This is a genomic window from Maribacter sp. X9, assembly GCF_048537565.1.
In the GTDB taxonomy this organism is placed as follows: domain Bacteria; phylum Bacteroidota; class Bacteroidia; order Flavobacteriales; family Flavobacteriaceae; genus Maribacter.
Window position 1 is genome coordinate 974,112 of record NZ_CP183215.1, and the last position, 26,697, is coordinate 1,000,808.

Consider the following 26,697-nt stretch of genomic DNA (forward strand, 5'->3'; position numbering starts at 1 on the left):
TCTAAATAGTTATAAATTATTTTAAACAAATGGAGGTCAAAAATAACGCTCAAGGTTCATTTGACGAAGTGTTTATTGAAGAGGGATTTTATGTGCTCAAATTTCAAAATGAATCAGGGGATAAACTTCAGTATTCGCGTGAAATCAATAAAAGGTTTATCCAGTTCCATTTCTGTTTAAAGGGCAGTGGCAACTTTTTGTTCAATCAAGGTAATTACACATTGAACGTTACCGAAGAAAACTCTTTATTGCTGTATAACACCCAATTAGACCTACCGTTGCATTTAGAGCTTGCCGCTAATTCATCTATAGTTTCGGTAGTGATGACCTTACGTAAATTCCACTCCCTATTTACTAACGAGGCGAACTATATTCCGTTTTTAAGTACAGATAATAAGGAGAAGAAATATTATGCTCAGGAACCTTTTTCACCTTCCATTTCCGTTATTTTAAGTCAAATCATTAATTATAACCTACATCCATCGATTAAATCTTTGTATGTTAAAGGAAAGATTTACGAGTTGATCGCGCTCTACTTTAACAAAAGTCCGAATGCCGATATTGAACAATGTCCCTATTTGGCCGATGAGGAAAACGTTAAGAAAATAAAGAAAGCAAAAGAAATCATCTTGGCCAATATGGCCGAACCGCCAACATTATCTGAATTGGCCAGTGAAATAGGACTTAGTCTAAAGCGTTTAAAAGAGGGATTCAAACAGATTTATGGCGACTCGGTATACAGTTTTTTATTCGACCATAAAATGGATTATGCAAAAAACTTGTTAGAAACGGGTCAGTACAATGTCAATGAAATAGGTTTAAAAGTAGGATATAGTACCGCAAGTCATTTCATTGCCGCTTTCAAGAAAAAGTACAATACTACCCCAAAGAAGTATTTATTGGCCTTGGCAGGAAACTAGTAATAAGATTATAATGGTCTTGCCACCATGATACCGGTATTACTTTTTATCCCCTTTAAATAGTCGGCTAAAGGTAGTTTGGAAATTTCAACTTCCATCGAACCGGTAGAAGCATGTAACAAATGAATGCGCCCATCTTTTTCACGGGTGGCGATACCCGTGTGTGTAACGTCTAGGCCGTTAATAGAGGTGGCCAGTGCTATGATATCTCCAGATTGAATCAGGTGTTCATTTTCTACAATCTTATCTTGCGCTAGAACACAGATGGATTGGTTGTTAAGGTAATTCTCAGAAGCTTTTATTTTATCAAAGTTGGATGCGTCGGCTAGAAATGGGTATAAGTCTCTGTGGGTGCTCATAAAGTCAATATCCTTGGTGATTTCTTCACCGCCTATGTCGCCGGTAATATCTTTTACCAACCCTTTTTCGGCATTGTTGGCGATCCATTCCGAGAAGTAATGTAATCGAGAGGCGTATCCTTCTAGAGCTCCGTCTTTATAGCGAATAAGCTCTAGATTCTTGGTAAAGTTATTAAATGTATCCTCCTTTTGCTTTAGCAGCATCGCAAACGCCAGTACATTTTCCACAAAGGTGGTGCAATCCAAACCATGTAAATTAACTACTAGGGTTTCGGTTTTTCCAATTTCCAAGGTTTTGGCCACATATGGCGTTTTTAAAAAAGATTTACCGACCGCTACAATCGTATTTCCAAGATCTACTTGTTGTAGTCCTTGAATAGCCAGTATTTTTTGCTCGACCGCAACCTTGTCCTTTGGAGAACAGGTGATTTGTTGGGCAAATCCAAGGGTTGAAATTAATATGAAGTAGCAAAGGGTAATTGTTTTTTTCATGTCCCTAAATTATGAATTCTCCTCATTTTCATCCCTCTTTTCCAACAAAACTCGATTCCGAGCAATACTATCCGGATAATTTTCCTGTAAAAAGGTAATTAGCTTTTCCCTTACCAACACCCGCAAATCCCATGCTGTAGGAGAATCTTTAGCGCTCATCAGCGCCCGTATTTCAACACAATCCTGTTTGCTTTCGGTTACTTGTAATACATTCACTTCTTTGTCCCATAAATCGGTGCTTTCTAAAATTTTGGTCAATTCGGAACGTAAGGCGTCAAACGGAACTTTATAGTCGGTATATAAAAATACAGTTCCTAAAATATCTGAAGATGTCTTTGTCCAGTTCTGAAAGGGTTTCTCAATAAAATAAGGAGTCGGTACGATCAATCTCCTTTTATCCCAAATTTTTACAACCACATAGGTTAGGGTAATCTCTTCAATACGGCCCCATTCCCCTTCAACAATAACCACATCATCGATTTTAATGGGTTGGGCAATGGCAATCTGTATACCGGCCAAAATGGTGCCGATCATTTTTTGGGCAGAAAAACCAATAATGATACCTGCTACCCCGGCGGAGGCAAAAATACTGACTCCGAGCTCACGAATTCCTTGAAAACTCATGAGTGCTGCGCCTATGGCCAGAAGAATGATCAAGAACATAAAAATACGCTCCAGAATATTGAACTGGGTATACACTTTGCGGGCTTTCAGGTTATTCTCTACGCCCACATCGTAATTGCTAATGACCACTTTTTTGACCATTTTCAGTACATTGAGTGCCAACCAAGTGAGTGAAATTATGAACAGGATCGTACTTGCCTTTTTGAACCAATAGTCATGTTCTTCCAAAGTCAATAGGTTGCGAAGCGATTCGGACCTGACAAGTATAGAGGTGAACATTAAAAGGATAGGCCTGCTGATTTTTTTAAAGGCACCTTCCGGTAACAGATACTTAGGGTCTTTTCCGTATTTTCTAAAAAAAAAGGAGATGAGCCAATAGCCAATTAAAATTGCTATAAGCAATGTTAAGAAGAGGTATAAAGAATTTTTTGGGATGCTATCAAAGAATGTGTTCATCTTAAGTTTAGTAATATAAAATTTTCAACATCTACAACATACTAAAATTAATCAGCTTAAAAAACATATTGCCTAGTTATTGGAAGGCTTTATGGAAGTATAGAAAAAGTATTGCGAAAAATTAAAATATCATCGATGATCAAGTGTTATTTTTGCGAAGGAAAAAAACGAAAGCTATGAAAGGAGTATTATTGGTCAATTTAGGATCGCCTGAGAGCCCTACCCCAAAAGACGTAAAACCTTATTTAGATGAATTTTTGATGGATGAACGGGTAATCGATGCTCCAAAATGGCTACGCGCTTTTCTGGTCAAAGGCATCATTCTTCAGACCCGACCAAAAAAATCTGCCAAGGCTTATGCAAAAATTTGGTGGGAAGAGGGCTCCCCGCTTATTGTCCTTTCAGAACGTTTCACCAAAAAATTACGCCAACATACCCAAATGCCGGTCGCTTTAGGAATGCGCTATGGTACTATGACCATTAAAAGTGCGCTTCAAGAATTAAAAGATAAAGGCGTAGATGAGGTTCTTTTGGTGCCATTGTATCCACATTATGCGATGTCAAGTTACGAAACGGTCGTGGTAAAGGTATTAGAAGAGCAGCAGGGTCATTTTCCAGAAATGAAAGTGAGTACGTTACCTGCATTTTATAAAAATGCGGACTATATAAAAGCACTGTCCGAAAGTATCAAGGAGGGTTTGAAAGGTTTTGATTATGACCATATTCTTTTCTCTTATCATGGTATTCCCGAAAGACACATCCGCAAAAGTGACCCGACCCGTTTTCACTGTAAGATAGATGGTAGTTGTTGTTCCGTCAATTCGGTTGCCCATAATACCTGTTATAGACATCAAGTATATGATACTACAGAAATGGTAAAAACCTATTTAGGACTATCTGAAGAGCAGGTAAGTACTTCGTTTCAATCTCGTTTGGCCGGTGACCCCTGGTTGAAACCTTATACCGATTATGAATTTGAGCGTTTGGCCAAGCAAGGTAAAAAACGTTTGGCGGTCATTACCCCAGCATTCGTGAGTGATTGTTTGGAAACCTTGGAAGAGATAGCCATGGAGGGAAAGCATCAATTTGAGGAAGCAGGAGGAGTAGATTATAAACATATTCCATGTATGAACGACAATGAAATTTGGGTGCAGGTCATGGCCAAATGGGTGAACGACTGGCAAGCGACGGGTAGAATTATAGCTACGCCAAGTACATAAAACAAAGATTTTATAAAACTGAGAAATCACTGCCTATGCAAATCGAAGAAATAGAATCAGCATTAGAACCTCTAAGGGCGAAATTAAGAAACCATAAGTTATATAAAGAATTGGCTTCCTTATCGGATATCAAAATCTTCATGGAAAACCATGTATATGCCGTTTGGGACTTTATGTCGCTCTTAAAAGCCTTACAGATTCATTTGACTTGCACCACATTACCTTGGAAACCTTCCAAGAACACCAATACCGCCAGGTTCATTAACGAAATCGTACTGGAGGAGGAAACCGATAAAAACGAATTGGGCATTTACAAAAGTCACTACGGAATGTATTTGGATGCCATGGAAGAGGTTGGGGCAAACACTGACCGCATTTCCCAATTATTGGAATCAATTCAAGGAATGGAATCGGTTGTAAGGACAATTGCAGATACAGGTCTGAACGAAGCGGTGAAAAACTTTTTGGGCTTTACTTTTGAGACGATACAAACGAATCAACCGCATAAGATAGCCGCCGCCTTTACTTTTGGGAGGGAGGATCTAATTCCGGATATGTTCTTGAAAATCATTGAACAGGCGGGGGAAGACCAGTATCCGAAATTGGCCTATTATTTGAAAAGACACATCGAGTTGGATGGGGACGATCACGGGCCACTATCCTTAAAAATGATAGCGGAATTATGTGGTTCTGCGGAATGGAAATGGAACGAAGTTGTCACTACTTCCACAAAGGCTTTGGAGCAGCGTATCGCCCTATGGGATGATATCGCCAACCAAATCAAATCGGAAAGAAGTATCCTGGCTTAGGGATGCCAACAAACGCTACTCAAAAAATCATAAACAATGGCAAACGTTTCTTCAGAGCAACTCGGCTCGGAACCGATATCCAGTTTGCTCATTAAACAAGCGGTTCCTGCCAGTATCGGTATATTGGTAATGTCGCTCAATGTTTTAGTAGACTCCATTTTTGTGGGGAATTGGATCGGCTCCATTGCCATTGCCGCCATCAATGTAGTGCTACCCGTATCCTTTTTTATCGGGGCTCTTGGAATGTCTATCGGCATAGGTGGTGCTAGTATAATTTCTAGGGCTTTAGGGGCTAATAACAAAGAGAAAGCCTTACGAACCTTTGGGAATCAAATTAGTTTTACCGTGCTCATTACGGTTGTAATGGTTGTTCTTGGACTGACCTATGTTGATAGTTTAATACCGGCATTTGGCGGTAAAGGTTCCATCTTTGAGATGGCCAAAATCTATTATGTCATTGTATTGTACGGGGTGCCCCTTTTAGCCTTGAATATGATGGGGAATTCGGTCATTCGTGCAGAAGGAAAACCCAAATTCGCCATGATCGCCATGATTATCCCATCCGTTGGCAACTTGGTCATGGATTATCTGTTCATCAATGTATTGGACTATGGAATGGAAGGTGCCGCTTGGGCCACGACCATCAGTTATTTTCTTTGTTTCAGTTATATCCTCTACTTTTTTTGTTCTAAAAACTCAGAACTCAAATTGAGTCCGGGTTATTTCGGCATCAATTTCAGGATACTCAAAGAGATCAGTTCCTTAGGTTTCGTAACACTTTCCAGACAGGCGGTGGTCAGTATCATCTATTTACTGATGAACAATATTCTGTTTAATCTGGGGGGGGAGGCCATGGTAGCCGTTTATGCCATTATCGGTAGAATGCTCATGTTTGCCCTGTTCCCGGTTTTTGGGGTGACTCAAGGATTCCTTCCCATTGCCGGATTTAATTACGGTGCTGGAAAATATGATCGTGTGAAGGAATCCATCTATACGGCGATTACCTATGCGGCGATTTTGGCTACTATCGTTTTTGCCGGATTGATGATTTTCCCTGGCGAAATTGCCGGACTTTTTCTTAGTCATAAACCAGATATGACCGCAATGGAAATCGCTACCAATAAATTTGTATTAGAAAACACTCCTTCAGCCATGCGCTGGGTCTTTGCCGCCACCCCTATCATTGCCTTACAACTGATAGGTGCAGCGTATTTTCAGGCTATTGGAAAAGCAATTCCCGCTTTGTTATTAACATTATGCCGACAAGGATTTTTCTTTATCCCGTTAATTCTTATTTTGCCTAAGTATATGGGTGAACTGGGTGTTTGGATTTCATTCCCGATAGCCGATGTCTTGGCTACCATTGTGACGGGGTATTATTTAAAAAAGGAGATCAATAGAACATTGGTTTTAGAATAGATTTATATTCAAACCGAACCTTGCTGAACAAATTCCGTAAGTAAATTTAGAAATCAAAACAGAATACTTATACTTTTCTTACTCATAGCAATTACCTCTGTAGTTTGGATTTTTCAGCTTTTTCAATTAATAAAGGATAAAGCATATTACGCTACTCTGCTTAAAATGAATACCAAAAAAAAATCCAACTAAAAGGATTAAGATTAATTAGTGTGCATTAATTCCATATCTGTTGATAAGCGAGTTTAAACTCGGTCCAGTCCTTTTCAATGGAGTTTTTCTGATGGTTTAGAAACTTCTTACAATCCTTATTTTTTAGATGGAAGCCAAAAAAGGGGATGATAATTTTTTGTTTTTTATATCCATTTTTGGTTTTTGATAAAAACTTCTTTGATTTTATCGAAAATCATTAATCTTGAGTTAATGTTTTAGCTAGCGGCGTATTGGCATTAATATTACGTAACGTATTTTCATATTAATGTTTTTATCGACTTAAAATACCATTGTTTTACAGCACACTTCAGTGATGATATGGCACATATAAATTTGAAACCCTCCTTCTTTAGAATTTCTATTTTATTTGATGTGCTAACTGAAAAGTATTAAACCCATTATCTTTTCTAAATACGATATTTATCGTATCCATTTTATTTTTGATGCAAGAGGTTTAGACAATGCCGCTATCGATACTACTAATGCCAATGGTTTAAGAGTCTTCTCCAAATAGCTTATATTTAGGACATTGCCTTTTTAAATTAAAATTACCAAGCTATCGTCCAATATAAGTATATATTCAAAATTATGCACCTTTTGAAAACTTCTACCAATTCTATAGTAGGCTTTGTAATTATGAACTTATTTTTTTTGTTGGTGGGATGTGGTCCAAAAATCCCTACTGAAAACCCGCCCATAGCCCTTGGTACGGATTTTTCAATACAAGGAAATCAAGCTGTGCCTGATCAATGGTGGACGGTTTTTGAGGACGAACAACTTAATATTTTTATCGATAGTGCATTGCGGTCAAATTTTGATTTGGCGGCAACTTGGCAACAATTTTTAGCTGCTAAAGCTACCGTATCTAGAGAAGCATCAATCAAATGGCCACAAATAAACGCCACTGCCCAAACGGCTGAAAATTTTCCTGTGAATGATTTTAGAGGTGGAGAAAATACACAGTTGGGACTTTCGGCTTCTTATGAAGTAGATTTATGGGGTCGGATCAAAACTGGTGTCCAGGCAGAAAAATTTAGGGCAGAAGCCAGCCTTTTTGATTACCGCGCTGCGTCCATATCCATTTCTGCAGAAATTGCTTCTACCTGGTACCAACTACAGGCGGCAAAACAACAATTACAGATTACCGAGGACCAAATTGACACCAATGAGGATATCATCAGGTTAATTCGTTCCCGTTTTGTGGGCGGTCAAATTAGGGCCGTGGATATCCTTAGGCAAGCACAGTTGTTGGAAAGTACCAAGGAACAAAAGATTATATTCAGTACCAATGTGAGCGTATTGGAAAATCAACTCGCAGTATTGCTAGGGAGACAACCTCAAGATAGTATTGCTTTCGAAAGTTTGGAACTACCAAGATTGCCGGAGCTTCCTGAGACCGGATTACCGTTGGAACTCGTGCGTCGCAGACCGGATTTGCAGCAGTCTTACGCCCTTTTACTTGCAGCAGATCGCGACATGGCTTCTGCCGTACGAAACAAATACCCTAGAATTTCCATTAATACCAGAGGACAATTACGGGCGAATAATTTCGCCAATCTATTTGATAATTGGGCCTATTCCATTGCAGGAAATTTATTGGCTCCCTTATTCTACGGAGGACAACTGAGTGCCGAGGTCAACAGAAACGAGGCTATTAAGCAGCAAAGACTGTTTGAGTATGGGCAGGCCACTTTGATTGCCTTTCAGGAGGTAGAAGATGGTCTTGTTCAGGATGTAATGCAAAAACAGCGATCAGAGAACATTAAACGACAGTTAGAACTTGCCAGTAAAAGTAATCAGCAGCTACGGGTTGAATTCCTAAATGGTTTTAGTCCCTACTTAGATGTTCTTCTAGGTTTAGATCAGGAGCAACAGTTGCGCCGAGATTACGTATCTGCCCAATTGAGACAAGTTCAAGCGCGCATTGGCTTGTACAGAGCTTTGGCGGGTGGTTTCGAAACTGGGAGAACCTTGGAGAATTAAAAAAAACGAACAGAATTTTATGAACAATAAAAAAATACTTTGGATTTGTTTGGCTATCATTGGTGGGGGTTTACTAGTTACGGCACTCATCTTTTCTACCGAACCCGAAGCACAACAGGAAGGAGCGAGTCTCGAAACTGCAATGCTTGTAGATGTCACCACCATCAAGAAAGGGACATTTGAACCTCTCGTTGTAGCTACCGGTACGGTGCAGCCCATAGAGGACGTAAATTTGAGCCCATTGGTTTCTGGTCAAGTTATCCGTAGGGACCCTGCCTTTACGCCAGGCGGTTTTGTAAAAAAGAATCAAGTGCTCTTACAGATTGATCCGGCTGATTACAGGAACACTCTTGAACTGCGGAAGAGTGAGTACATGCAATCGCAAACCACCTTGGATACAGAAATGGGGCGCCAAGAGATTGCAGTACAAGATTTACAACTTATTACTGACGATTCCCTTTTCGGTAATAACCCACTTTCGGAAGATGAACGAGAACTGGTGCTCAGAAAACCACAGCTAAATGCCGTTAAGGCCAATATAGGTGCGGCGAAAGCAGCTGTAGACCAAGCACAACTTAATCTTGAAAGAACAACCATTAGGGCACCTTTCGATGCCCATATTCTAAGCCAAAATGTGACCAATGGCTCCCTCGTTGCCCAAGGAGATATTTTGGGTCGTATCGTGGGTACCAAAGAATACTGGGTAGTGGCCACGGTTCCAGTGTCCAAATTGCAATGGTTGAGTTTTCCGGATAATGATTCGGAAAAAGGGGCTTCCGTGCGTATTGAAAATGCTTCGGCGTGGCCCGATGATGCCTATCGGGAAGGCTACCTGGATAGACAGATAGGCGCACTTGATGGACAAACCAGGTTAGCAAGGGTTCTGATAAAAGTAACGGACCCACTGGCAACAACTTCAGAATTAAAAGGAAAACCCAAATTGATGATAGGGACTTTTGTGGAAGTAAGTATTCAGGCGGATGCTATCCCAAATATTGTCCGACTCCATAGGGATTATGTAAGAAGTAATAAAACCGTTTGGGTCATGAAAGAGGGTAAATTGGAAATAAGAAACGTAGAAATCGTACTTACCGATGACACCTATGCGTACATACGCGGCGGTTTGGAAGATAATGAAAAAGTGGTGATTACAGATTTAAGTACCGTTAGTAACGGTATTGGTTTACGCACCGCATCCGATGCTATGGATCAAGAAATGGAACAATAAAGAAAATAGGCAAGATGGAAAAGAAAGAAAAGAACAAGACCAGAAGAAAAGAAGGTGCCATCGCCTATATGGCCAGGAATTCCATTGCCACCAATTTATTGATGTTGGTATTGCTCGCCGGGGGTCTGTTTACTATGTATACCATACAAAAAGAAGTATTCCCTGAATTTCAGCTGGATTTTGTGGAGGTTTCCGTTGCATACCCAGGTGCTTCCCCTGCAGAGGTGGAACAAGGGGTATTACAACCGGTAGAGGAGGCTGTACGTGGCGTACAGGGTATCAAAGAAATCGTCTCCCAGGCGAATGAGGGGTCTGGACAAATTACTATTGAGCTGGTCGCTGGTTCCGAAAGAATGACCGCCTTTCAAGATATTGATCAGGCTATCAATCGCATCCAGACTTTTCCAGACGATATTGAGCGTCCTGAGGTACGCTTGCAGTCCCGCCAAAGAGATGTTTTACAAATTGGCCTGTATGGCGCTGCCGATATTTGGACCCTGCGGCAACTCGCGGAACGGCTTCGTACCATTCTATTGAACAATCCGGAAATCACACAGGTAGAACTGGGTAATGTCCCTGATTATGAAACACGGATTGAAATTCCAAGACGTACCCTTCAAAAATACAACCTAACCTTAGGTCAAGTGGCGGATATCATTCGTCAGAGCAGTAGCGATGTGCCAGCCGGGGCCGTACAAACGCAAAGCGGAGAAATTCTACTCCGTATGCAGGAACGCAAGCAATGGGCCAAGGAATACGGTGGTATCACCATTGTGTCCTCTGAAGATGGAGCCAAGGTTTCTCTGAGCGATATCGCGACCATAACCGATGGTTTTGAAGAAACTGGATTTCACGGACAATTCAACCAAGAAAATTATGTGGAGCTGCGCATTTTCCGAATCGGTGATCAATCCCCGTTGAGGATTGCGGACGTTACCAACGGAATTTTAGAGGATTTTCAGCTTCCCCCGGGTATTAAATACCGTACGGACAGTAATCGTGCGGCAGATTATCGGGAACGTCTTTCTTTACTTACGGAAAACGGGGTACTGGCCATCGTTATCGTATTAATTATTTTGACCCTTTTTTTGGAATACCGATTGGCGTTTTGGGTGATGATGGGGATGACGGTTTCCTTTATTGGGGGAATGATTCTGTTGCCACTTATTGGGATCAGCGTAAACATGATATCCATGTTTGGATTTTTGGTGGTGCTCGGTATCGTGGTAGATGATGCCATTGTAGTAGGCGAAAACGTCTACGAATACAGGCAAAAAGGTTTGAGTCCCATGAAGGCGGCCATTGCGGGAACCAAAGATGTATCGATGCCGGTCGTATTCAGTATTGTCACCACCATCATCGCTTTCGTCCCATTGCTGTTTATGCCAGGGGAGACCGGGAAATTTTGGCAGCCGCTTCCAGCAGTTGTGATTGTGATTTTGGCGGTATCATTGGTTGAAGCCCTTTTTATTTTACCGTCCCACTTGGCGCATATCAAAAAGAAGAAAACGAAGAATAAGTGGGTACTTAAACTAGAGGGCTGGCAACGTTCTTTTGCGAACGGCTTTGATCGGTTTATAGAAAACCGGTATCGTCCTTTTCTTGATCTTTGTTTAAAATATAGGTACATCACCTTGAGCGCTGCTGTTACACTTTTATTGATTGTTGGCGGTTATGGGTATAGTGGCCATATGGGAATGATCATGATGCCCGAGGTTGCTGCAGACGAAATTGAAGCGGGGGTACGTTTGCCTGTTGGCACTACTCCTGATCAAGCCGCTAAAGTGGCCTATGCCATTTCTGCTTCGACACAGCGCATGTTTGAGGAACATAATCTTTATGAAGTGGCCGAAGGGATAAAAACGAATGTACGAGGACAGAATTTTATTGACGTCGAAATTGTGATGCTACCCCCAGACCAAAGGGATATTACGGCTGCAGAGGTGATTGCCCTTTGGCGAGATAATATTGGGGATATTGAAGGGGTGGACCAAATTACCTTTGAGGCCGAACGTGGTCCGGGCGGGGCACGCCAAGATATCAGTATTGATTTAAGCCATTCCGATATCGAAGTGTTAGAGCGTGCCAGTAGTGCTTTTGTGGAACGGATGCAGTCTTTTTCAAATACCCGTGATGTCACCGATAATTACAATAAGGGTAAAATGCAGTATGACTTTAAGTTGCTGCCACAGGGACGAAATCTTGGCCTTACCTCCGATGAAGTGGGGCGTCAAGTCCGTAATGGATTTTTCGGTGCATTGGCTATGCGACAGTTACGGGGAATGAACGAGATAGAAGTGCGTGTAAAGCTACCTTTGGAAGAACGTAAGGACATTAATAACCTCGAAAAGTTTCTGATTAGGACCCCCAGCGGTGTACAGGTGCCTTTAATGGACGTTGTGGAAATAGAGGAACGTGAAGCATTCAGTAGTATAAATCGAAGGGATGGCCGTAGGGTGGTAAATGTGGGGATGGACGTAGAACCTGCCAATGCCGTAGGTAGGGTCATTGCTTCGGTACAAGAGGAAACCCTGCCACAGTTAAGAGCGGATTTTCCTGGAATTACCTGGAGTTTTGAAGGTAGCCAGGCCGATATGCGGGAGAGCACCAACACCTTGAAAGCCGGTTTCTCCATTGCAATGCTGATGATTTATGCGCTACTTGCCATAGCTTTCAGCAGTTATGTGCAGCCGCTAATTGTAATGACTGCCATTCCCTTCGGTATTGTGGGGGCGGTCATAGGTCACATCCTTTTAGGCTATGACTTGTCCTTGGTGAGCTTGATGGGGGTCATTGCATTGTCTGGTGTGGTCGTGAACGATTCTCTTATTATGATCGATTACGCCAACAAACGAAGAAAGGAAGGGGGCCCTATTTACCAAGCTATTCACGAGGCCGGCTTAAGAAGGTTTCGCCCCATAATTTTAACCACTATGACGACATTTGGAGGTTTGGCACCTATTATTTTAGAAACATCTAGCCAAGCCTTTTATTTGATTCCCATGGCCATTTCCTTAGGATTCGGTATTGTTTTTGCCACGGCGATCATTCTGGTCATTGTACCTTGTTTATATTTAGCATTGGAAGATGTACAACGTCTTATCCAAAATAAAAGAACGGTGAAACGTACGCTGGAACCTAGTAATGTATAGTATAAGATTTTTAGCAACTAAACCAAGATTGCTGCCCAATAATGACAATTTGATAAATATGTGAAGGAGTTTGTTTTTAAGATGTCCTATTAACAACAATTATCTAACAATTTGTTTAATTTTAGGCAAGACTAACTTCAAACTAAGAAAATGAAAACCGTTTTTGTCAAAGCCGGCCTTTTTGGGCTGGCACTATTATTTTTGCCGCTATCGCTAACTTCCCAAAGAAAAAACAAATCACAAAATGTAACACCAACCTATCCAGAGGAGCTGTATTCCAGTCTGGATTACCGATTGATCGGTCCCTTCCGTGGGGGTCGTTCTGCTGCGGTGACAGGTGTGCCGGGAGAGCCTAATCTGTTTTATTTCGGGGCCACGGGTGGCGGGGTATGGAAAACCTTGGATGGCGGCCGTACTTGGGACAATATTTCCGACGGTTATTTCGGGGGAAGTATCGGTGCTGTTGAGGTGGCGAAAAGTGACCCTAATGTGATTTATGTAGGCGGTGGGGAACAGACCCTGCGAGGAAACGTATCCTCCGGTTATGGCGTTTGGAAAACCGTGGATGCCGGTAAAACTTGGACGTCCGCAGGATTGGAGAAAAGTAGGCATGTCCCTAGAATCAGGGTACATCCAACCGATTATAATACTGTGTATGCTGCAGTTTTAGGAGATATTTATAAACCTACCCAAGAACGTGGTATTTATAAAAGTACCGATGGCGGCCAAAACTGGAAGCAGGTGCTTTTCGTCAACGATCAAGCAGGAGCAGTTGATTTAACTTTCGACCCTAACAATCCAAGAATTTTATATGCCTCTACGTGGTACGCAAAGCGAACGCCATATAGTATGATTAGTGGTGGACAAGGTTCTGCGTTATGGAAAAGTATGGATAGCGGGGAAACTTGGACAGAAATTTCTAAAAATGAAGGATTTCCTAAGGATACTTTGGGAATCATTGGCGTAGCCGTTTCCCCAAAAAACTCGGACCGCGTTTGGGCCATTGTAGAAAATAAAGAAAAGGGAGGTCTATACCGTTCCGATGACGGAGGTAAAAAATGGGCCTTAATCAATGAAGATCGTAATTTAAGGCAACGCGCTTGGTATTACACGCGCGTATATGCGGATACCGGAGATGAAGATGTGGTTTATGTCATGAATGTAAGCTATCATAAATCAACTGACGGCGGAAAATCGTTCAATTCTTTCAATGCGCCACACGGAGATCATCACGATTTATGGATTTCGCCGGAAGACTCCCAGCGAATGATCATCGGGGATGACGGTGGTGCTCAAATTTCCTATGACGGGGGTGAAACTTGGAGTACCTATTACAATCAGCCTACGGCTCAATTTTATCGGGTAACTACAGATAATTCTTTTCCCTACCGGATCTATGTCGCACAACAGGATAATTCCACTTTGAGAATTGACCATCGAAGTGATGAAAGTTCGATCACCGAAAAGAATTGGGAAGAAACGGCAGGTGGTGAATCTGCGTGGATTGCCGTAGACCCGGAAAATGATGATATCGTCTATGGGGGCAGTTATGATGGATTTTTAACCCGTGTCAATCACGATAAAGGCACAGTGAGGGGAATCAATATTTGGCCAGACAATCCCATGGGTGCTGGGGCCGAAGCCATGAAATATCGTTTTCAATGGAATTTCCCCATCATATTCAGTAGACATGATCCAGAAAAATTATATACCTTTTCCAACCATGTGCATTTATCCACAAATGAAGGGCAGAGTTGGGAATTGTTAAGTGATGACCTCACCCGCAATGACCCAACAAAATTGGGCACAAGTGGTGGGCCGATTACACAAGATAATACCAGTGTAGAATATTATGGAACCATTTTTACGGCGAATGAAAGTCCGCTAAAAGAAGGATTGCTGTGGGTAGGTAGTGATGATGGATTAATCCACGTTTCCAAAAACGGTGGCGATACTTGGGAAAATGTAACCCCCAGCAATATGCCGGAATGGTCTATGGTGAACAGTATTGAACCTTCCTATTTTGATGAAGGCACCTGCTATGTCGCAGCAACCCGCTACAAACTGGGCGATTTTCAACCCTATTTGTATAAAACGACCGATTATGGTAAAAGTTGGACAAAAATCACGAACGGTATTCCGGAAGAGCATTTTACAAGGGTAGTACGTGAAGACCCAAAAAAGAAGGGATTATTATATGCCGGCACAGAAACCGGAATGTACATTTCTTTTGATGATGGGGCCAAATGGAGTTCATTTCAAATGAACCTACCCATAGTTCCTATCACTGATTTAGCGGTAAAAGAGAACAATTTAATCGTGGCCACACAGGGCCGGAGCCTTTATATCATCGATGACCTGACGGTTTTACATCAATTGGATGAAAGTAAAAAGAATGCAAATACCATTCTTTTTAAGCCAAAGGACTCCTATCGTACCAAAGGAAGAACTTCGAAAGAACCTTCCACAACGGAAGGGCAAAATTTGGAGAACGGGGTCATCACCCACTTCTTTTTGAAGAATTACACCGAAAAGGATACCGTGCAATTGACCTATACTTCTATGGCCGGTGATACCTTGGCCAACTATAGTTCGGTTGCCAAGAAAAAGAATAAAAAATTTGAGGTTAAAAAAGGCGGCAATACTTTTGTTTGGGACACCCGTGGTAAAGGAGCCGAAAAACTCGAAGGTATGATTTTATGGTGGGCCAACTTGGATGGAGCTAAAGCCGTACCCGGAGATTACAAAGTACATTTGAATGTCAACGGGGACAATAGCTCCGAAACCTTTATCATTTTGGCAGACCCAAGAGCGGAAAGTACCGTGGTCGAAATGCAAAAGCAGTTTGACTTTATTACGGATGTCAATACTACCATCGACAATGCTCATCAGTCCATCAAAAAAATAAGGAAGGTTACGGAGCAGTTGAATGCCTTTACGGAGCAATACAAGGAGGATGAACGTACCAAGGAATTGGTGGAAAAGGCGAAGACGATGAAGGAAAAATTAGGCGAGGTTGAAAAGGCCTTGTATCAAACAAAAAACAGAAGTAATCAGGATCCTTTGAACTTCCCGATCAAACTGACCAATAAATTAGGTCATTTAAACAGTCTGGTTTCTATTGATGATTTTCCTCCTACTGATCAGGACATCGCAGTGAAAAACGAACTGACCGCTGAAATCAACAAAGAGCTTCAAATTTTCAATGAAGTGGTTTCGTCGGAATTAAAGGAATTTAATGCCGCTTTTAACGAGATGAAATTGAATTATTTATTCGTTGAGGAGTAATAATAGTTAATAATGTCACTTCGAGCGCAGTGGGAAACTTTGTAACAGGGGTCTCGATTGTGCTCGACCGGACAATCGAGAAGTTTTTGGAACATGCGTCTCGAGTTTATTTCAAACTATTTTAAAAATTAAACCACCCAGAGAAAACCAACCCATCCTGAAAATGAAAAAACCGTGTGTATTTTTACTAACGATGCTTTTCATGAGCATCACCTTTGCGCAATCTGCAAACGAGTATTTTAAACCCTTAAAGTATCGAAATATCGGCCCGTTCAGGGGTGGGCGTTCCGTAACCGCCACAGGAGTGCTAGGTGACCCGATGACCTATTATATGGGGACCACGGGGGGTGGACTTTGGAAAACCGAATCCGCCGGACAACGGTGGGAAAATATTTCTGACGAATTTTTTGAGTTAGGTTCCGTTGGTGCGGTTTCCGTGTCCGAATCCAATCCCAATATTATCTATGTCGGTATGGGGGAGCATGCCCCAAGGGGAGTAATGACCTCTTACGGCGATGGTGTCTATAAATCTACGGATGCCGGGAAGACCTGGAAAAGAATGGGCTTGGAGAAGACCCAACACATTTCCAGAATTATTATCCATCCTAGCAATCCCGATGTGGTCTATGTTGCCGCCCAAGGTGCTTTGTTTGAGGGGAATCCTGAACGCGGAATCTATAAATCTACCGATGGTGGGCTAACTTGGAAAAACACCCTGTTCGTGAACGACCTTACCGGTGCCGCAGAACTTTCCATGGACGCAAATTATCCAGAGATCATGTATGCCGCCATGTGGGAACACCAACGTAAACCCAACATGGTGATTAGTGGGGGAGCAGGTAGTGGATTATATAAATCGACCGATGCTGGGGAGACTTGGAAAAAAATCCACGAAGGCTTACCGGAAGAAAAGGGAAAAATGGCCATTGCCGTGAGTCCGGCGAATTCCAATAAAGTGTATGCACTTATTGAAAGTGACTCGAATGCGGACAAGGGAGGTTTGTTTGTTTCCAATGATGCGGGAGAATCCTGGTCCATGGCAAGCGGAGATAACCGTCTGGTGCAACGTGCCTGGTATTATATTGAAGTCTTCCCAGACCCCAATGACGAGGATACCGTGTATGTGCTAAGCGCACCCATGTTACGTTCCGAGGACGGTGGTAAAACTTGGGAAAATATTGATATACCCCATGGCGATACCCATAATTTGTGGATCAATCCCAATAACTCCAAAAACATGGTTTTGGCCGATGATGGTGGTGCTACCATAACCTTTGATTATGGAAAGACCTGGTCAAGTCAGGACAATATGCCTACCGCCCAATTCTATAGAATCAGTGTCGACAACCTATTTCCTTACAACATTTATGCGGGTCAGCAGGATAATACCGCAGTACGAATCGCCAGCCTGTCCATGGGAAGAGGTAGTATTTCGGAACAGGATTGGACCTACACGGCAGGAGGCGAAAGTGCCTTTTTAGCCTTTGACCCAGATGACCCGCGCTATGTATTGGGCGGTAGTTATTTAGGAACTATAGAGGTTTTGGACATGAAATCGAAAGCATCGACTAATATTATGCCGGCACCCATTCAATATTTAGGGCGTGAAGCTAGGGATATGAAATACCTTTACAATTGGAATGCACCTATCATTGGTTCCAAACACGAGCCTGGCACCTATTATCATGGCGCACAATTGGTCTTACGTACCAAGGATATGGGTATGACTTGGGAGGAAATCTCTCCAGACCTTACCAGAAACGTGGATGAGAAACAAGGTAAAGGTGGTGGTCCCTTTACCAATGAGGCCGTAGGTGCTGAAAACTACGGTACCCTGGCGTATATGTTGGAATCTCCCAATGAGAAAGGACATATCTGGACCGGCAGTGATGATGGTCTGGTACACCTTACCAAGAACGGAGGGGAAACCTGGGAAAACGTAACCCCAAAAGAATTAAAGGAATGCTTGATCAATGCGATTGAGGTGTCTCCTCATGACCCAGCAACAGCTTATATCGCCACGACTCGGTACAAGTTCAATGACTATACTCCAGGTCTTTATAAAACGACGGATTATGGCAAAACCTGGTCCGCTATCAATACGGGGATACCTTATGGGGCATTCACAAGGGTGATTCGTGAGGATGAATTGAAGAAGGATGTGCTTTATGCCGGCACGGAGAAAGGAATCTATATTTCCTATAATGGCGGTAAAAATTGGGAATCCCTACAATTGAATCTTCCGGTAACACCTGTATTAGATTTAAAAATGAAAAATGGCGATATGATTGTCGCTACTTCTGGTCGTTCCTTCTGGATTTTGGATGATGTAGTGGCTTTAAGTCAATACGATTCTTCTAAAAAAGGATTGAAACTTCTTGAACCGAAAGACGCTTATAATGGTTCATGGGGAAGTCCGCTCAGTGGAAATACAGATACGTTTACAGGTGGGGATACCTTTGATGGCATCAATCCAGCAAATGGGGTGGTGTTGTATTACGAACTGCCAAAACTGAAAGACAGTACGGCAATTACGATGGACATCTTAGATGCTAAAGGAAAAGTAATCCGGACGATTAGTTCAGAAAAAGATTCGACCTATATTCCCCATAATGGAGGAGGGGCTCCACCGGCACCCTTACTCCCAAAAAAGGAAGGGTTGAACCGTTTTGTCTGGGATATGGAATATCCAATTATACCCAGCGTGCCCGGGGTATATATGGAAGCTGGTTTTGGCGGACATAAAGTTTCACCTGGAGCTTATACCTTTAAATTGACAGTGGATGGAAAAACGGTATCGACCATTGGTAAAATTCTAGAAGTACCAACCTATGAAACCAAAACCGGTCAATATGAAAAATATGATGCGTTTATGACTGATGCGGAGCAGAAAGTGACCCATATGCACAACATGATCAATACCCTATATGCCGCTCAGCATGATTTAAAAGAGGTGCTTAAAAAAGTTACTGATTCAACACTCAAAAAAGAAGGGAAGAAATTATTGGCCGATATGAAAGCATGGGATGAGGACATGGTTCAACGTAAATCACAGGCCTATGATGACGTGGAGAATTTCCCCAATAAGTTTACGGCAGAATACATGTTCTTGATCAATCAAACGAATAGCAGTATCCCTAGGGTAAACCAACCCAATATAGAACGCAAAGCAGAGCTCGATGCACAATGGATCAAATTAAAAACTAGAGGGGAGCAATTGAAGAACTCTGCCATTCCTGCGTATAACAAAAGGCTATGGGAAGCGGGTATCGGAGCAATACAGTTGTAAGGTATTTGCTAATAGTTAAAGTCACAAAAATACGTTCAGTTGAGAAGAGTAGAGAAGAGCTGACACATGGGTTTCGATTGCGCTTGACGTGACACTTTACGGATTATTATAAATGCGAATCCAATAAGCAGCATTGTATTTACTAACTTTGAACTTGAACTTGTTTTTTGGGTTTGAACTTGAATTTCTATGACCGAGTATTATAATTATATAAAATCCCTGCACCTGATTTTCGTAATCACATGGTTCGCAGGGCTTTTTTATATTCCAAGGTTGTTCATTTACCATATCGAGGCCCATCACAAAGCCTCCCCGAAAAAGGAAATACTTTCCGAACAGTTGAAACTGATGACCAAACGCCTTTGGTATATCATTACTTGGCCATCGGCTATATTGGCCACTTTTTTTGCCGTTTGGTTATTGATCATTTACCCTGGGTGGCTCAGCCAACCCTGGATGCACGTAAAGTTGGTTTTTGTAGCGCTACTTGTAGCTTACCATCTAAAGAATCATCAGATCTTCAAAAAATTTCAACGAGATGAAATCAATTATACGTCCAATTACATGCGTATTTGGAACGAGGGCGCTACCCTGATTCTATTTTCAGTCGTGTTCCTGGTCATCTTAAAAAGTGCGTTCAATTGGATTTTTGGTGTTGTAGGTGTCATCGTCTTGGGAATCCTTTTAATGTTGGGCATCAAACTGTATAGGAGAATTAGGAATAAAAATCCGGAGGCTTGAAAAGCCTTCGAGTTTAAGGTTCAAGTGCAAATACACCTTTATTCACTTGGATAAAACTTTAGCCGATAGCTATCCGTAAGTTTGAGAACGATTCTTGAATTTTTTTTGGTTCGATATTTGTTAACTTTAGATGAAATACTGAAAAATTGTTAACCAAATTATCTTTACGGTCCCGTATATTTTTATCCATGATATTTTTGGTGTTGACCGCTTCGGTACTGATAGCAGGGGTAACCGTTTATCAATACAGGGATCAATCAAAAGATTACCATGAAAATAGAATGGAGCGTAAAGAGGAGCAAATACGCCAAAGTATTGACCTTGCCATTCAAAAAACAACGTACCCTGTTACGACCGAAAATTTAGATCTTATTTTTAAAAATGAGATTTATGAGATTGCCGTAGTGCAAAACATGAACTTTAATATCTATAGTTTAGACGGACAACTCATAAAAAGTTCCCGACCTAAGTTCGCCAATGATTCCATTTCAATGTGCTTGGATGCCGAAGTGTTGAATAAGTTAGAGAGTAGTCCCGATAAACGTTATGTACGTGAAAACGCCTTGGCGGGAGATAAGTACCAAGCCTCATTTACCTATATAGCCGATCAAAAGTTCAAACCTATCGGAATTCTAAATCTTCCCTATTTCGAAGATAATTCGTTTAATGACAGTGAATTGAAGGAGTTTTTAATGCGACTATCTGGGGTATACCTCTTGATGTTGTTGATGGCCATTCTGTTTGCTTTTTTTATCTCTAAATACATCACCCGATCTTTGGAGACCATTTCAGATATGATGGAGCGGACCGATTTAAGCAAAGAGAACAAAAAAATATTTATAGACAATCCTGGGGAAGAAATTGAAAAATTGATTTCCGCGTATAATGGAATGATCGATGAATTGGGGCACAGTGCAGCAAAATTGGCCCGAAGTGAACGTGAGCAGGCCTGGCGCGAGATGGCGAAGCAGGTTGCCCATGAGATTAAGAATCCGTTGACGCCAATGCGCCTGAGCGTTCAGAGCTTTGAACGAAAATTCGATCCGCAAGATCCAAATATTCATGAGAAGGTAAAGGAATATTCCAATACCCTGATTCAGCAAATCGATACGATGAGCAGTATTGCTTCGGCATTTTCGAACTTTGCCGAAATGCCAGCGCAACAGAACGAAACACTGAACGTGGTCAAAATAGTAAAGCTGGCCTTGGATATCTTTAATGAGGACTATATTCACTTCATAGCGGATGAGGAAGAAATAATCGTTAAATTGGATCGAACCCAATTGATCAGGGTGGTCACCAATTTAGTGAAGAATGCCATTCAAGCTGTGCCCGATGTAGCATCACCGCGGGTATTGGTTTCTGTAGCATCAGAGGGAGCTATGGTTAAGATTTCAGTTGCCGATAATGGAGTCGGTATTGAAAAATATAACGAAGAAAAAATATTCGAACCGAAGTTCACGACAAAAACAAGTGGTATGGGTCTTGGATTAGGAATGGTCAAAAATATTGTGGAAACGTATAACGGAACTATTAAATGTACTTCCCAACCAGGTAAGGGAACCGTCTTTTGTGTCAAGTTTCCAAAGGAGAATTAAAACATATTTGTAATCAGTTAAAAACAAGAACATGGCTTACAAAACGATACAGCTTCAAAAAGAAACATCGACCGCGCTAGTAACAATAGACCGCCCCAATAAATTAAACGCCTTGAATAAGGAAACTATTGAGGAGTTAGAAGATGTTTTTAAAGGCTTACAAAAAGACAAAAAAATAAAGGCTATTATTTTGACCGGTAGTGGTGAAAAGGCTTTTGTAGCAGGGGCCGATATTTCAGAGTTTTCAGATTATTCTGTTAAAGACGGAAAAAAGTTGGCGGCCAAGGGACAGAAAAAATTGTTCGATTTCATTGAAAACCTTTCTAAACCGGTTATTGCGGCTATTAATGGTTTTGCATTGGGCGGCGGCCTGGAGTTGGCTATGGCCTGTCATTTTAGGGTGGCCAGCGACAATGCAAAAATGGGTCTTCCTGAAGTGTCCTTGGGTTTGATTCCTGGATATGGTGGGACACAGCGTTTGCCACAATTGGTGGGCAAGGGCAGGGCGATGGAAATGATTATGACCGCAGGCATGATCACGGCAGAACAGGCGTATGCCTACGGCTTGGTCAATCACGTAACGACACAAGAAGAGTTGATACCTTTATGCCATAAAATCATTTCTAAGATCAGCAATAATTCTTCCGTGGCCATTTCATATGCAATAAAAGCGGTAAATGCTGGTTTTAAGAATACTGTAAATGGTTATGAGCAGGAAATAGAGGCTTTTGGCGCCTGTTTTGGAACGGAAGATTTTACCGAAGGTACTACAGCTTTTTTAGAAAAAAGAAAAGCATCTTTTCCCGGTTCATAACATAAACCGAACCGGTTATGTTGAGACATGGTATTTGTATAGTTGCATGGTTCATAGGTATATTTTGCACGTTTGCCCAAGAAGAAAGGGTAACCTATACCATTGGCGAAAAATTCAATGATAAGTACAGGTATTCAAATATGTTGGCCATGGCCGATGACGGTAATGAGGGAACGGTTGTGGTTCGAGCCTATTACACGGGAATTATTTTACGACCCAAGGGATATTTTATCGAACATTATGATAAAAACCTACAACTCGTTTCAGAATTCAACTATAAGCTTAAGGATGCCAATTTTATTGATGCCTATGTGCGTAACGGACAGGTATATCTACTGTTTTTGGAATATAGTTTTAAGAACAACGCCTACCAGTATGAAGTGCACCGAAGTCCGTTCGTGCAGTTCGAGTTTACACGAGAGACCATTCTATCGATAGCATCTGAACCTGTAGAACAGCCATTCGACCGTAACTTTTATAACCGTAATTTTTCATCGGGTTTTACCACTTCGGTATTATTTAACGATGAAAAATCGGCCTTTGCCATTACCACACATTACAAGAAAAGAAAAGTGGGTCAGCACACTATTTTTGTTTTCGATTCAAACTTGAACAAATTGATGGAACATGATTTTTCCGATGAGGTAGAAGAAAAGAATTATGCCTTTGAAAATATTTTGTTTTCAAGCGATTTAAAGAACGTTTATCTAGTAGGCAAGGCCTACTTCAAGAAAAAGCGATTTAATGTGACCGAGCGAAAATTTCAGTATGAAATGGTCCGTATTTCAAAATCCGATCGCAGCGTACAGGCTTTTTATACAGAAGGTAAGTTTCCAGAGGCCCTAAAACCTATTTTCAGGGGTAAGGATTTGCTATGTGTGGGTTTTTACGCTGACCGTAAAGATAATCGCTACAACGGTATTTCCTATTTTAAATTGAATCCAACCTCTTTGGAAATTGAGACGAGCAAGTTCAACCCATTTTCAGAACAGTTCATGTTGGATAAATTTGGTAGGGAAGATGACAAGTCTATCAAGGATCTTGTTTTTAAAAGTATGGATGCAACTGACTCTGGAAATATCCTGTTCAATGCAGAAGAATATTTTACCAGTTCTAGTGTTCAATCCAATAGTAGCGGGGGTAGGGTTATGGTTACAAGATACCATCACAACGATATTATCAGTGCTAAATTAAGTGCGGCCGGAGATTTGGTTTGGGCGCGCAACATTAATAAAACAGAGGTTACCCAAGGAGATGGTGCTTACGCATCCTACAGTGCCTACACTAAGGATGATACTACGTATTTTTTCATCAGTACATCGGCAGAAAATCCACAACAATTAAGTGATGACCGTATCATGTTCAAACAAGGTTTAAGTAGAAACAGGAATGTTTTCTTGATTACGCTAGATGAAAATGGCCTTATGAAATACACGAAGGTTATCGATGATACAGAGGCACGTTTACCGCTAATGGTTTCGCAACCTTACCTGGATCGTATACATGATGAATTATTGTTCTACGCTAAACGGGGGACTAAAAAACAATTGGTTCAAGTGGCTGTTAAATAGACGGTTCGTTCTTTTGAAAATCATAACTTATCCTAAAGCAGAAGCCAATCGTCTTTGTGTTAATACGTGATATATTAAACTGTTGTTCCTCAAAATCTGCCGTATTTAAAACTTTACCTGCATTTAAACCGCTGTATGTTAGATAAAAACCATATACCGCGGCATTTGACCATTTAGTTTCCTCTATTCCCAAAGCAAAAGACCAAAAATAGACCTTTTCTGTTTTAATCTTTTCGAGTTCTAGAAATTCAGTATCTACGAAATCGCCCTCGCTCTTAATCTTTCCGAAACTATACTTCGGCAATAGTACTATTCGCGTTCCTTCATGTTCATAAAATAATTTTGGAGTGAAACCCCACATGAAACCATCAAAATATTGAGAAAGGTAAGCGGAATAGTCAGGAGGTCCTGGTCGCTCGAATATGTGTCGTTCATTGGAAACTCTACCGAAATAATAGGAGACATCAACCTCTGGTGAGAAGAACTTATACGTGAACAAACTCGAGCCAAACGCCAGTCTGTGATAGATGTTGTCATCTACGTCAGAATCCACAAAAACACCATATTCGCCAAATATTTCAGGCGTTTGAAATTGATTAAAACCTAAAAAGGGCGACAGGAACAGAACTAATCTTAACACAGTTTTCAAGTGACTAATGTAAATAATAATTCATTCTAAAATTTAAATATCCATTCGCTATTTTAAAGGATATAATCCATAAATTTGGAATAAATCCTAATAAATGAAAACAGACAGTTTTCTAAAAGGTCGTGGGGCCCAGCAAAACACCGACAATAAGTTCTCTGCCTTTTCGTACGAAACACGGGATGATTTTCTTGAATTCTGTCGGTTGGAAGGTGAAGTGGCCGACGCCAATAAGACGCAGTATATCCCAATTTTCCCTAAAACTATTGTAAATAAGGTTACAAGTCCCGATGTGGGTATGAGTTATTCCATGAATATGTATCAGGGCTGTGAACATGGCTGTGTGTATTGCTACGCTAGAAACGCCCACGAATATTGGGGCTACAGTGCCGGACTCGATTTTGAACGGAAAATATTGATAAAGCACGATGCACCGAAGTTATTGGAAGCAAAATTGCGTAGTAAAAGCTGGAAAGCCTGTACCATAGTATTATCAGGAAACACCGATTGTTATCAACCTGCCGAACAAGAGTTTCAATTGACCCGAAAGTGTCTAGAAGTATTTTTAAAGTATAGGCATCCTGTAGGGGTTATCACTAAAAATGGATTGATTCTTCGTGACTTGGACATTTTAAAACAATTGAATGAATATGGATTAATCGGCGTGAATATTTCGGTTACATCTCTTTCCGAAAAAACCAGGAGAATTTTGGAACCTAGAACCACTACCATTAAAAAACGCTTGGAAGCCATTAAGGTTTTGTCGGATAATGGTATACCCGTTAATGCTATGTTGGCGCCTATTATTCCAGGGATCAATAGCCATGAAATTTTGAACTTGGCAAAAGCAGTTTCGGATAATGGAGCCCTTTCTGTGGCATTTACAGTGGTACGCCTTAATGGTGCCATAGGTGAAATCTTCACCGATTGGATCAAGAAAACCTTGCCCGACAAGGCCGATAAGGTCTTAAGCCAAATTAAGGAATGTCACGGCGGGAGTTTAAACGATAGTCGTTTCGGCATTCGAAGTAGGGGCGAGGGCAAAATAGCGATCCAAATTCATGATATGATGCGTTTGGCAAAGTTGAAATATTTCAAGGATAAAAAATTTCCGAGTTTGAACACCCAATTACATGAAGCTTATAAAGACGGACAATTGAAATTGTTCTAAAACTATTCCGGTTTTCTAGGATGAATGGATTGGCCGACCAATTTCCATTGTCCATCTATTTTTTCTAGAATGCGCATTTCATACGTGTAGGTCGTAACGCCATCCTTGGAGGTTGATTCCTCATCATGGGTAACCCAAGCATTATTCCCACTGATATTCATTTTGTAATTGGAGTTTTTTGAGGTTCCTCCGTTGCCCATCATATTTGCTGGCGGATCGAGCATACTAGCCGGCGGCACATCGATACTGGAACCTTCTTGAGTGGAAACCAATATCCTTCCATAGGGTTTTATGGCCCAACAATCGGCATGTGCTTTTACATCTCCAGAACGCCAAGTTGCCGATTCTTTTTCAAGTAACGCTATAATAGCTTCTTCTTCAGACTGACTGTAACCCACCGAAATGGTAAAAAATACTAGAAGAAATATGTTTTTCATGGAATAGTGATTTAGGTTTGTTTATAAAATTCTTGCTCATCGAACACAAGAGTAGTCAATTCTACCGTGTGACCATCTGGGTCTTTTGTATAGGTGGAATGAAAATAACGATGGTCTTTGCATGTTGAAGGTAATACAGAGGGTTTCATATCTTTTTTTAGCTTTTTCATACCATTTCACGGATGTTCTTTATCCTTAATGCAACATGGTCTAAAAAGTCCAGATCAAATTCGTCTTGCGGTGTTGTCATGGTAAAAATTAAAAGGA

18 protein-coding genes are annotated in these 26,697 nt (G+C 41.2%); 14 read left to right on the forward strand and 4 right to left on the reverse strand.

The features are described from left to right. Positions 1 to 29 precede the first annotated feature (29 nt). On the forward strand, positions 30 to 920 hold the full coding sequence (locus ACNR9Q_RS04150; RefSeq protein ID WP_419213348.1) for a helix-turn-helix transcriptional regulator: 891 nt from the start codon (positions 30 to 32) through the stop codon (positions 918 to 920). Between the two features lie 8 nt (positions 921 to 928). Here ACNR9Q_RS04150 and ACNR9Q_RS04155 read toward each other — a convergent pair whose 3' ends face one another. Continuing rightward, positions 929 to 1,771, reverse strand: a complete 843-nt coding sequence (locus tag ACNR9Q_RS04155) for an N-acetylmuramoyl-L-alanine amidase-like domain-containing protein (protein WP_419213349.1) — start codon at positions 1,769 to 1,771, stop codon at positions 929 to 931. 9 nt (positions 1,772 to 1,780) lie between these two features. Next, positions 1,781 to 2,851 carry a mechanosensitive ion channel family protein gene (locus tag ACNR9Q_RS04160; protein ID WP_419213350.1) on the reverse strand — a complete coding sequence of 357 codons (1,071 nt, stop codon included), beginning with the start codon at positions 2,849 to 2,851 and terminating at the stop codon, positions 1,781 to 1,783. Between the two features lie 176 nt (positions 2,852 to 3,027). Here ACNR9Q_RS04160 and hemH point away from each other — a divergent pair, with 176 nt between their 5' ends. The 12 genes from hemH (at position 3,028) to ACNR9Q_RS04220 (ending at position 24,176) form a co-directional block, all read left to right on the forward strand. Then, entirely contained in the window at positions 3,028 to 4,071 is a 1,044-nt protein-coding gene (hemH, locus tag ACNR9Q_RS04165; protein ID WP_419213351.1) for a ferrochelatase, read from the forward strand. 35 nt (positions 4,072 to 4,106) lie between these two features. Further along, positions 4,107 to 4,880 (forward strand): DUF3050 domain-containing protein, encoded by a 774-nt coding sequence (locus tag ACNR9Q_RS04170; protein ID WP_419213352.1) that lies wholly within the window; start codon positions 4,107 to 4,109, stop codon positions 4,878 to 4,880. 36 nt (positions 4,881 to 4,916) lie between these two features. Then, positions 4,917 to 6,299 (forward strand): MATE family efflux transporter, encoded by a 1,383-nt coding sequence (locus ACNR9Q_RS04175; RefSeq protein WP_419213353.1) that lies wholly within the window; start codon positions 4,917 to 4,919, stop codon positions 6,297 to 6,299. Positions 6,300 to 7,148: 849 nt separating this feature from the next. Next, complete coding sequence (locus ACNR9Q_RS04180; protein WP_419213354.1) at positions 7,149 to 8,495, forward strand: efflux transporter outer membrane subunit; 1,347 nt, start codon at positions 7,149 to 7,151, stop codon at positions 8,493 to 8,495. Positions 8,496 to 8,514: 19 nt separating this feature from the next. Beyond that, positions 8,515 to 9,723, forward strand: coding sequence for an efflux RND transporter periplasmic adaptor subunit (locus ACNR9Q_RS04185; protein WP_419213355.1), 1,209 nt, complete (start codon positions 8,515 to 8,517; stop codon positions 9,721 to 9,723). 14 nt (positions 9,724 to 9,737) lie between these two features. Further along, positions 9,738 to 12,875 carry an efflux RND transporter permease subunit gene (locus ACNR9Q_RS04190; RefSeq protein ID WP_419213356.1) on the forward strand — a complete coding sequence of 1,046 codons (3,138 nt, stop codon included), beginning with the start codon at positions 9,738 to 9,740 and terminating at the stop codon, positions 12,873 to 12,875. 150 nt (positions 12,876 to 13,025) lie between these two features. After that, complete coding sequence (locus ACNR9Q_RS04195) at positions 13,026 to 16,163, forward strand: WD40/YVTN/BNR-like repeat-containing protein (RefSeq protein ID WP_419213357.1); 3,138 nt, start codon at positions 13,026 to 13,028, stop codon at positions 16,161 to 16,163. 163 nt (positions 16,164 to 16,326) lie between these two features. Next, complete coding sequence (locus ACNR9Q_RS04200; RefSeq protein WP_419213358.1) at positions 16,327 to 19,452, forward strand: glycosyl hydrolase; 3,126 nt, start codon at positions 16,327 to 16,329, stop codon at positions 19,450 to 19,452. A 189-nt stretch (positions 19,453 to 19,641) separates the two neighbouring features. Next, positions 19,642 to 20,193 (forward strand): CopD family protein, encoded by a 552-nt coding sequence (locus ACNR9Q_RS04205; protein ID WP_419213359.1) that lies wholly within the window; start codon positions 19,642 to 19,644, stop codon positions 20,191 to 20,193. Between the two features lie 188 nt (positions 20,194 to 20,381). Further along, the gene (locus tag ACNR9Q_RS04210; protein WP_419213360.1) at positions 20,382 to 21,791 is read left to right on the forward strand and encodes an ATP-binding protein; all 1,410 of its coding nucleotides are present in this window, start codon (positions 20,382 to 20,384) and stop codon (positions 21,789 to 21,791) included. Between the two features lie 31 nt (positions 21,792 to 21,822). Further along, on the forward strand, positions 21,823 to 22,605 hold the full coding sequence (locus tag ACNR9Q_RS04215) for an enoyl-CoA hydratase/isomerase family protein (RefSeq protein ID WP_419213361.1): 783 nt from the start codon (positions 21,823 to 21,825) through the stop codon (positions 22,603 to 22,605). Between the two features lie 17 nt (positions 22,606 to 22,622). Then, a complete protein-coding gene (locus ACNR9Q_RS04220) occupies positions 22,623 to 24,176 on the forward strand; it encodes a hypothetical protein (protein WP_419213362.1) in 1,554 nt (517 codons plus the stop codon). Here ACNR9Q_RS04220 and ACNR9Q_RS04225 read toward each other — a convergent pair. Then, positions 24,169 to 24,816, reverse strand: a complete 648-nt coding sequence (locus tag ACNR9Q_RS04225; RefSeq protein ID WP_419213363.1) for a hypothetical protein — start codon at positions 24,814 to 24,816, stop codon at positions 24,169 to 24,171. The genes ACNR9Q_RS04220 and ACNR9Q_RS04225 overlap by 8 nt on opposite strands. Positions 24,817 to 24,919: 103 nt before the next feature. On the opposite strand from ACNR9Q_RS04225, the gene ACNR9Q_RS04230 reads away from it, so the two are divergent. Then, positions 24,920 to 25,993 (forward strand): PA0069 family radical SAM protein, encoded by a 1,074-nt coding sequence (locus ACNR9Q_RS04230; protein ID WP_419213364.1) that lies wholly within the window; start codon positions 24,920 to 24,922, stop codon positions 25,991 to 25,993. A 2-nt stretch (positions 25,994 to 25,995) separates the two neighbouring features. On the opposite strand, the gene ACNR9Q_RS04235 is transcribed toward ACNR9Q_RS04230, so the two are convergent. After that, entirely contained in the window at positions 25,996 to 26,430 is a 435-nt protein-coding gene (locus tag ACNR9Q_RS04235) for an endo-arabinase (RefSeq protein ID WP_419213365.1), read from the reverse strand. Positions 26,431 to 26,697: the final 267 nt, after the last annotated feature.

What these genes read in the sequence shown, in the direction of transcription:
- ACNR9Q_RS04150 (WP_419213348.1), top strand. Translation starts at nt 30, where the DNA reads ATGGAGGTCAAAAATAACGCTCAAGGTTCATTTGACGAAGTGTTTATT.
- ACNR9Q_RS04155 (WP_419213349.1), bottom strand. Translation starts at nt 1,771, where the DNA reads ATGAAAAAAACAATTACCCTTTGCTACTTCATATTAATTTCAACCCTT.
- ACNR9Q_RS04160 (WP_419213350.1), bottom strand. Translation starts at nt 2,851, where the DNA reads ATGAACACATTCTTTGATAGCATCCCAAAAAATTCTTTATACCTCTTC.
- hemH (WP_419213351.1), top strand. Translation starts at nt 3,028, where the DNA reads ATGAAAGGAGTATTATTGGTCAATTTAGGATCGCCTGAGAGCCCTACC.
- ACNR9Q_RS04170 (WP_419213352.1), top strand. Translation starts at nt 4,107, where the DNA reads ATGCAAATCGAAGAAATAGAATCAGCATTAGAACCTCTAAGGGCGAAA.
- ACNR9Q_RS04175 (WP_419213353.1), top strand. Translation starts at nt 4,917, where the DNA reads ATGGCAAACGTTTCTTCAGAGCAACTCGGCTCGGAACCGATATCCAGT.
- ACNR9Q_RS04180 (WP_419213354.1), top strand. Translation starts at nt 7,149, where the DNA reads ATGAACTTATTTTTTTTGTTGGTGGGATGTGGTCCAAAAATCCCTACT.
- ACNR9Q_RS04185 (WP_419213355.1), top strand. Translation starts at nt 8,515, where the DNA reads ATGAACAATAAAAAAATACTTTGGATTTGTTTGGCTATCATTGGTGGG.
- ACNR9Q_RS04190 (WP_419213356.1), top strand. Translation starts at nt 9,738, where the DNA reads ATGGAAAAGAAAGAAAAGAACAAGACCAGAAGAAAAGAAGGTGCCATC.
- ACNR9Q_RS04195 (WP_419213357.1), top strand. Translation starts at nt 13,026, where the DNA reads ATGAAAACCGTTTTTGTCAAAGCCGGCCTTTTTGGGCTGGCACTATTA.
- ACNR9Q_RS04200 (WP_419213358.1), top strand. Translation starts at nt 16,327, where the DNA reads ATGAAAAAACCGTGTGTATTTTTACTAACGATGCTTTTCATGAGCATC.
- ACNR9Q_RS04205 (WP_419213359.1), top strand. Translation starts at nt 19,642, where the DNA reads ATGACCGAGTATTATAATTATATAAAATCCCTGCACCTGATTTTCGTA.
- ACNR9Q_RS04210 (WP_419213360.1), top strand. Translation starts at nt 20,382, where the DNA reads ATGATATTTTTGGTGTTGACCGCTTCGGTACTGATAGCAGGGGTAACC.
- ACNR9Q_RS04215 (WP_419213361.1), top strand. Translation starts at nt 21,823, where the DNA reads ATGGCTTACAAAACGATACAGCTTCAAAAAGAAACATCGACCGCGCTA.
- ACNR9Q_RS04220 (WP_419213362.1), top strand. Translation starts at nt 22,623, where the DNA reads ATGTTGAGACATGGTATTTGTATAGTTGCATGGTTCATAGGTATATTT.
- ACNR9Q_RS04230 (WP_419213364.1), top strand. Translation starts at nt 24,920, where the DNA reads ATGAAAACAGACAGTTTTCTAAAAGGTCGTGGGGCCCAGCAAAACACC.
- ACNR9Q_RS04235 (WP_419213365.1), bottom strand. Translation starts at nt 26,430, where the DNA reads ATGAAAAACATATTTCTTCTAGTATTTTTTACCATTTCGGTGGGTTAC.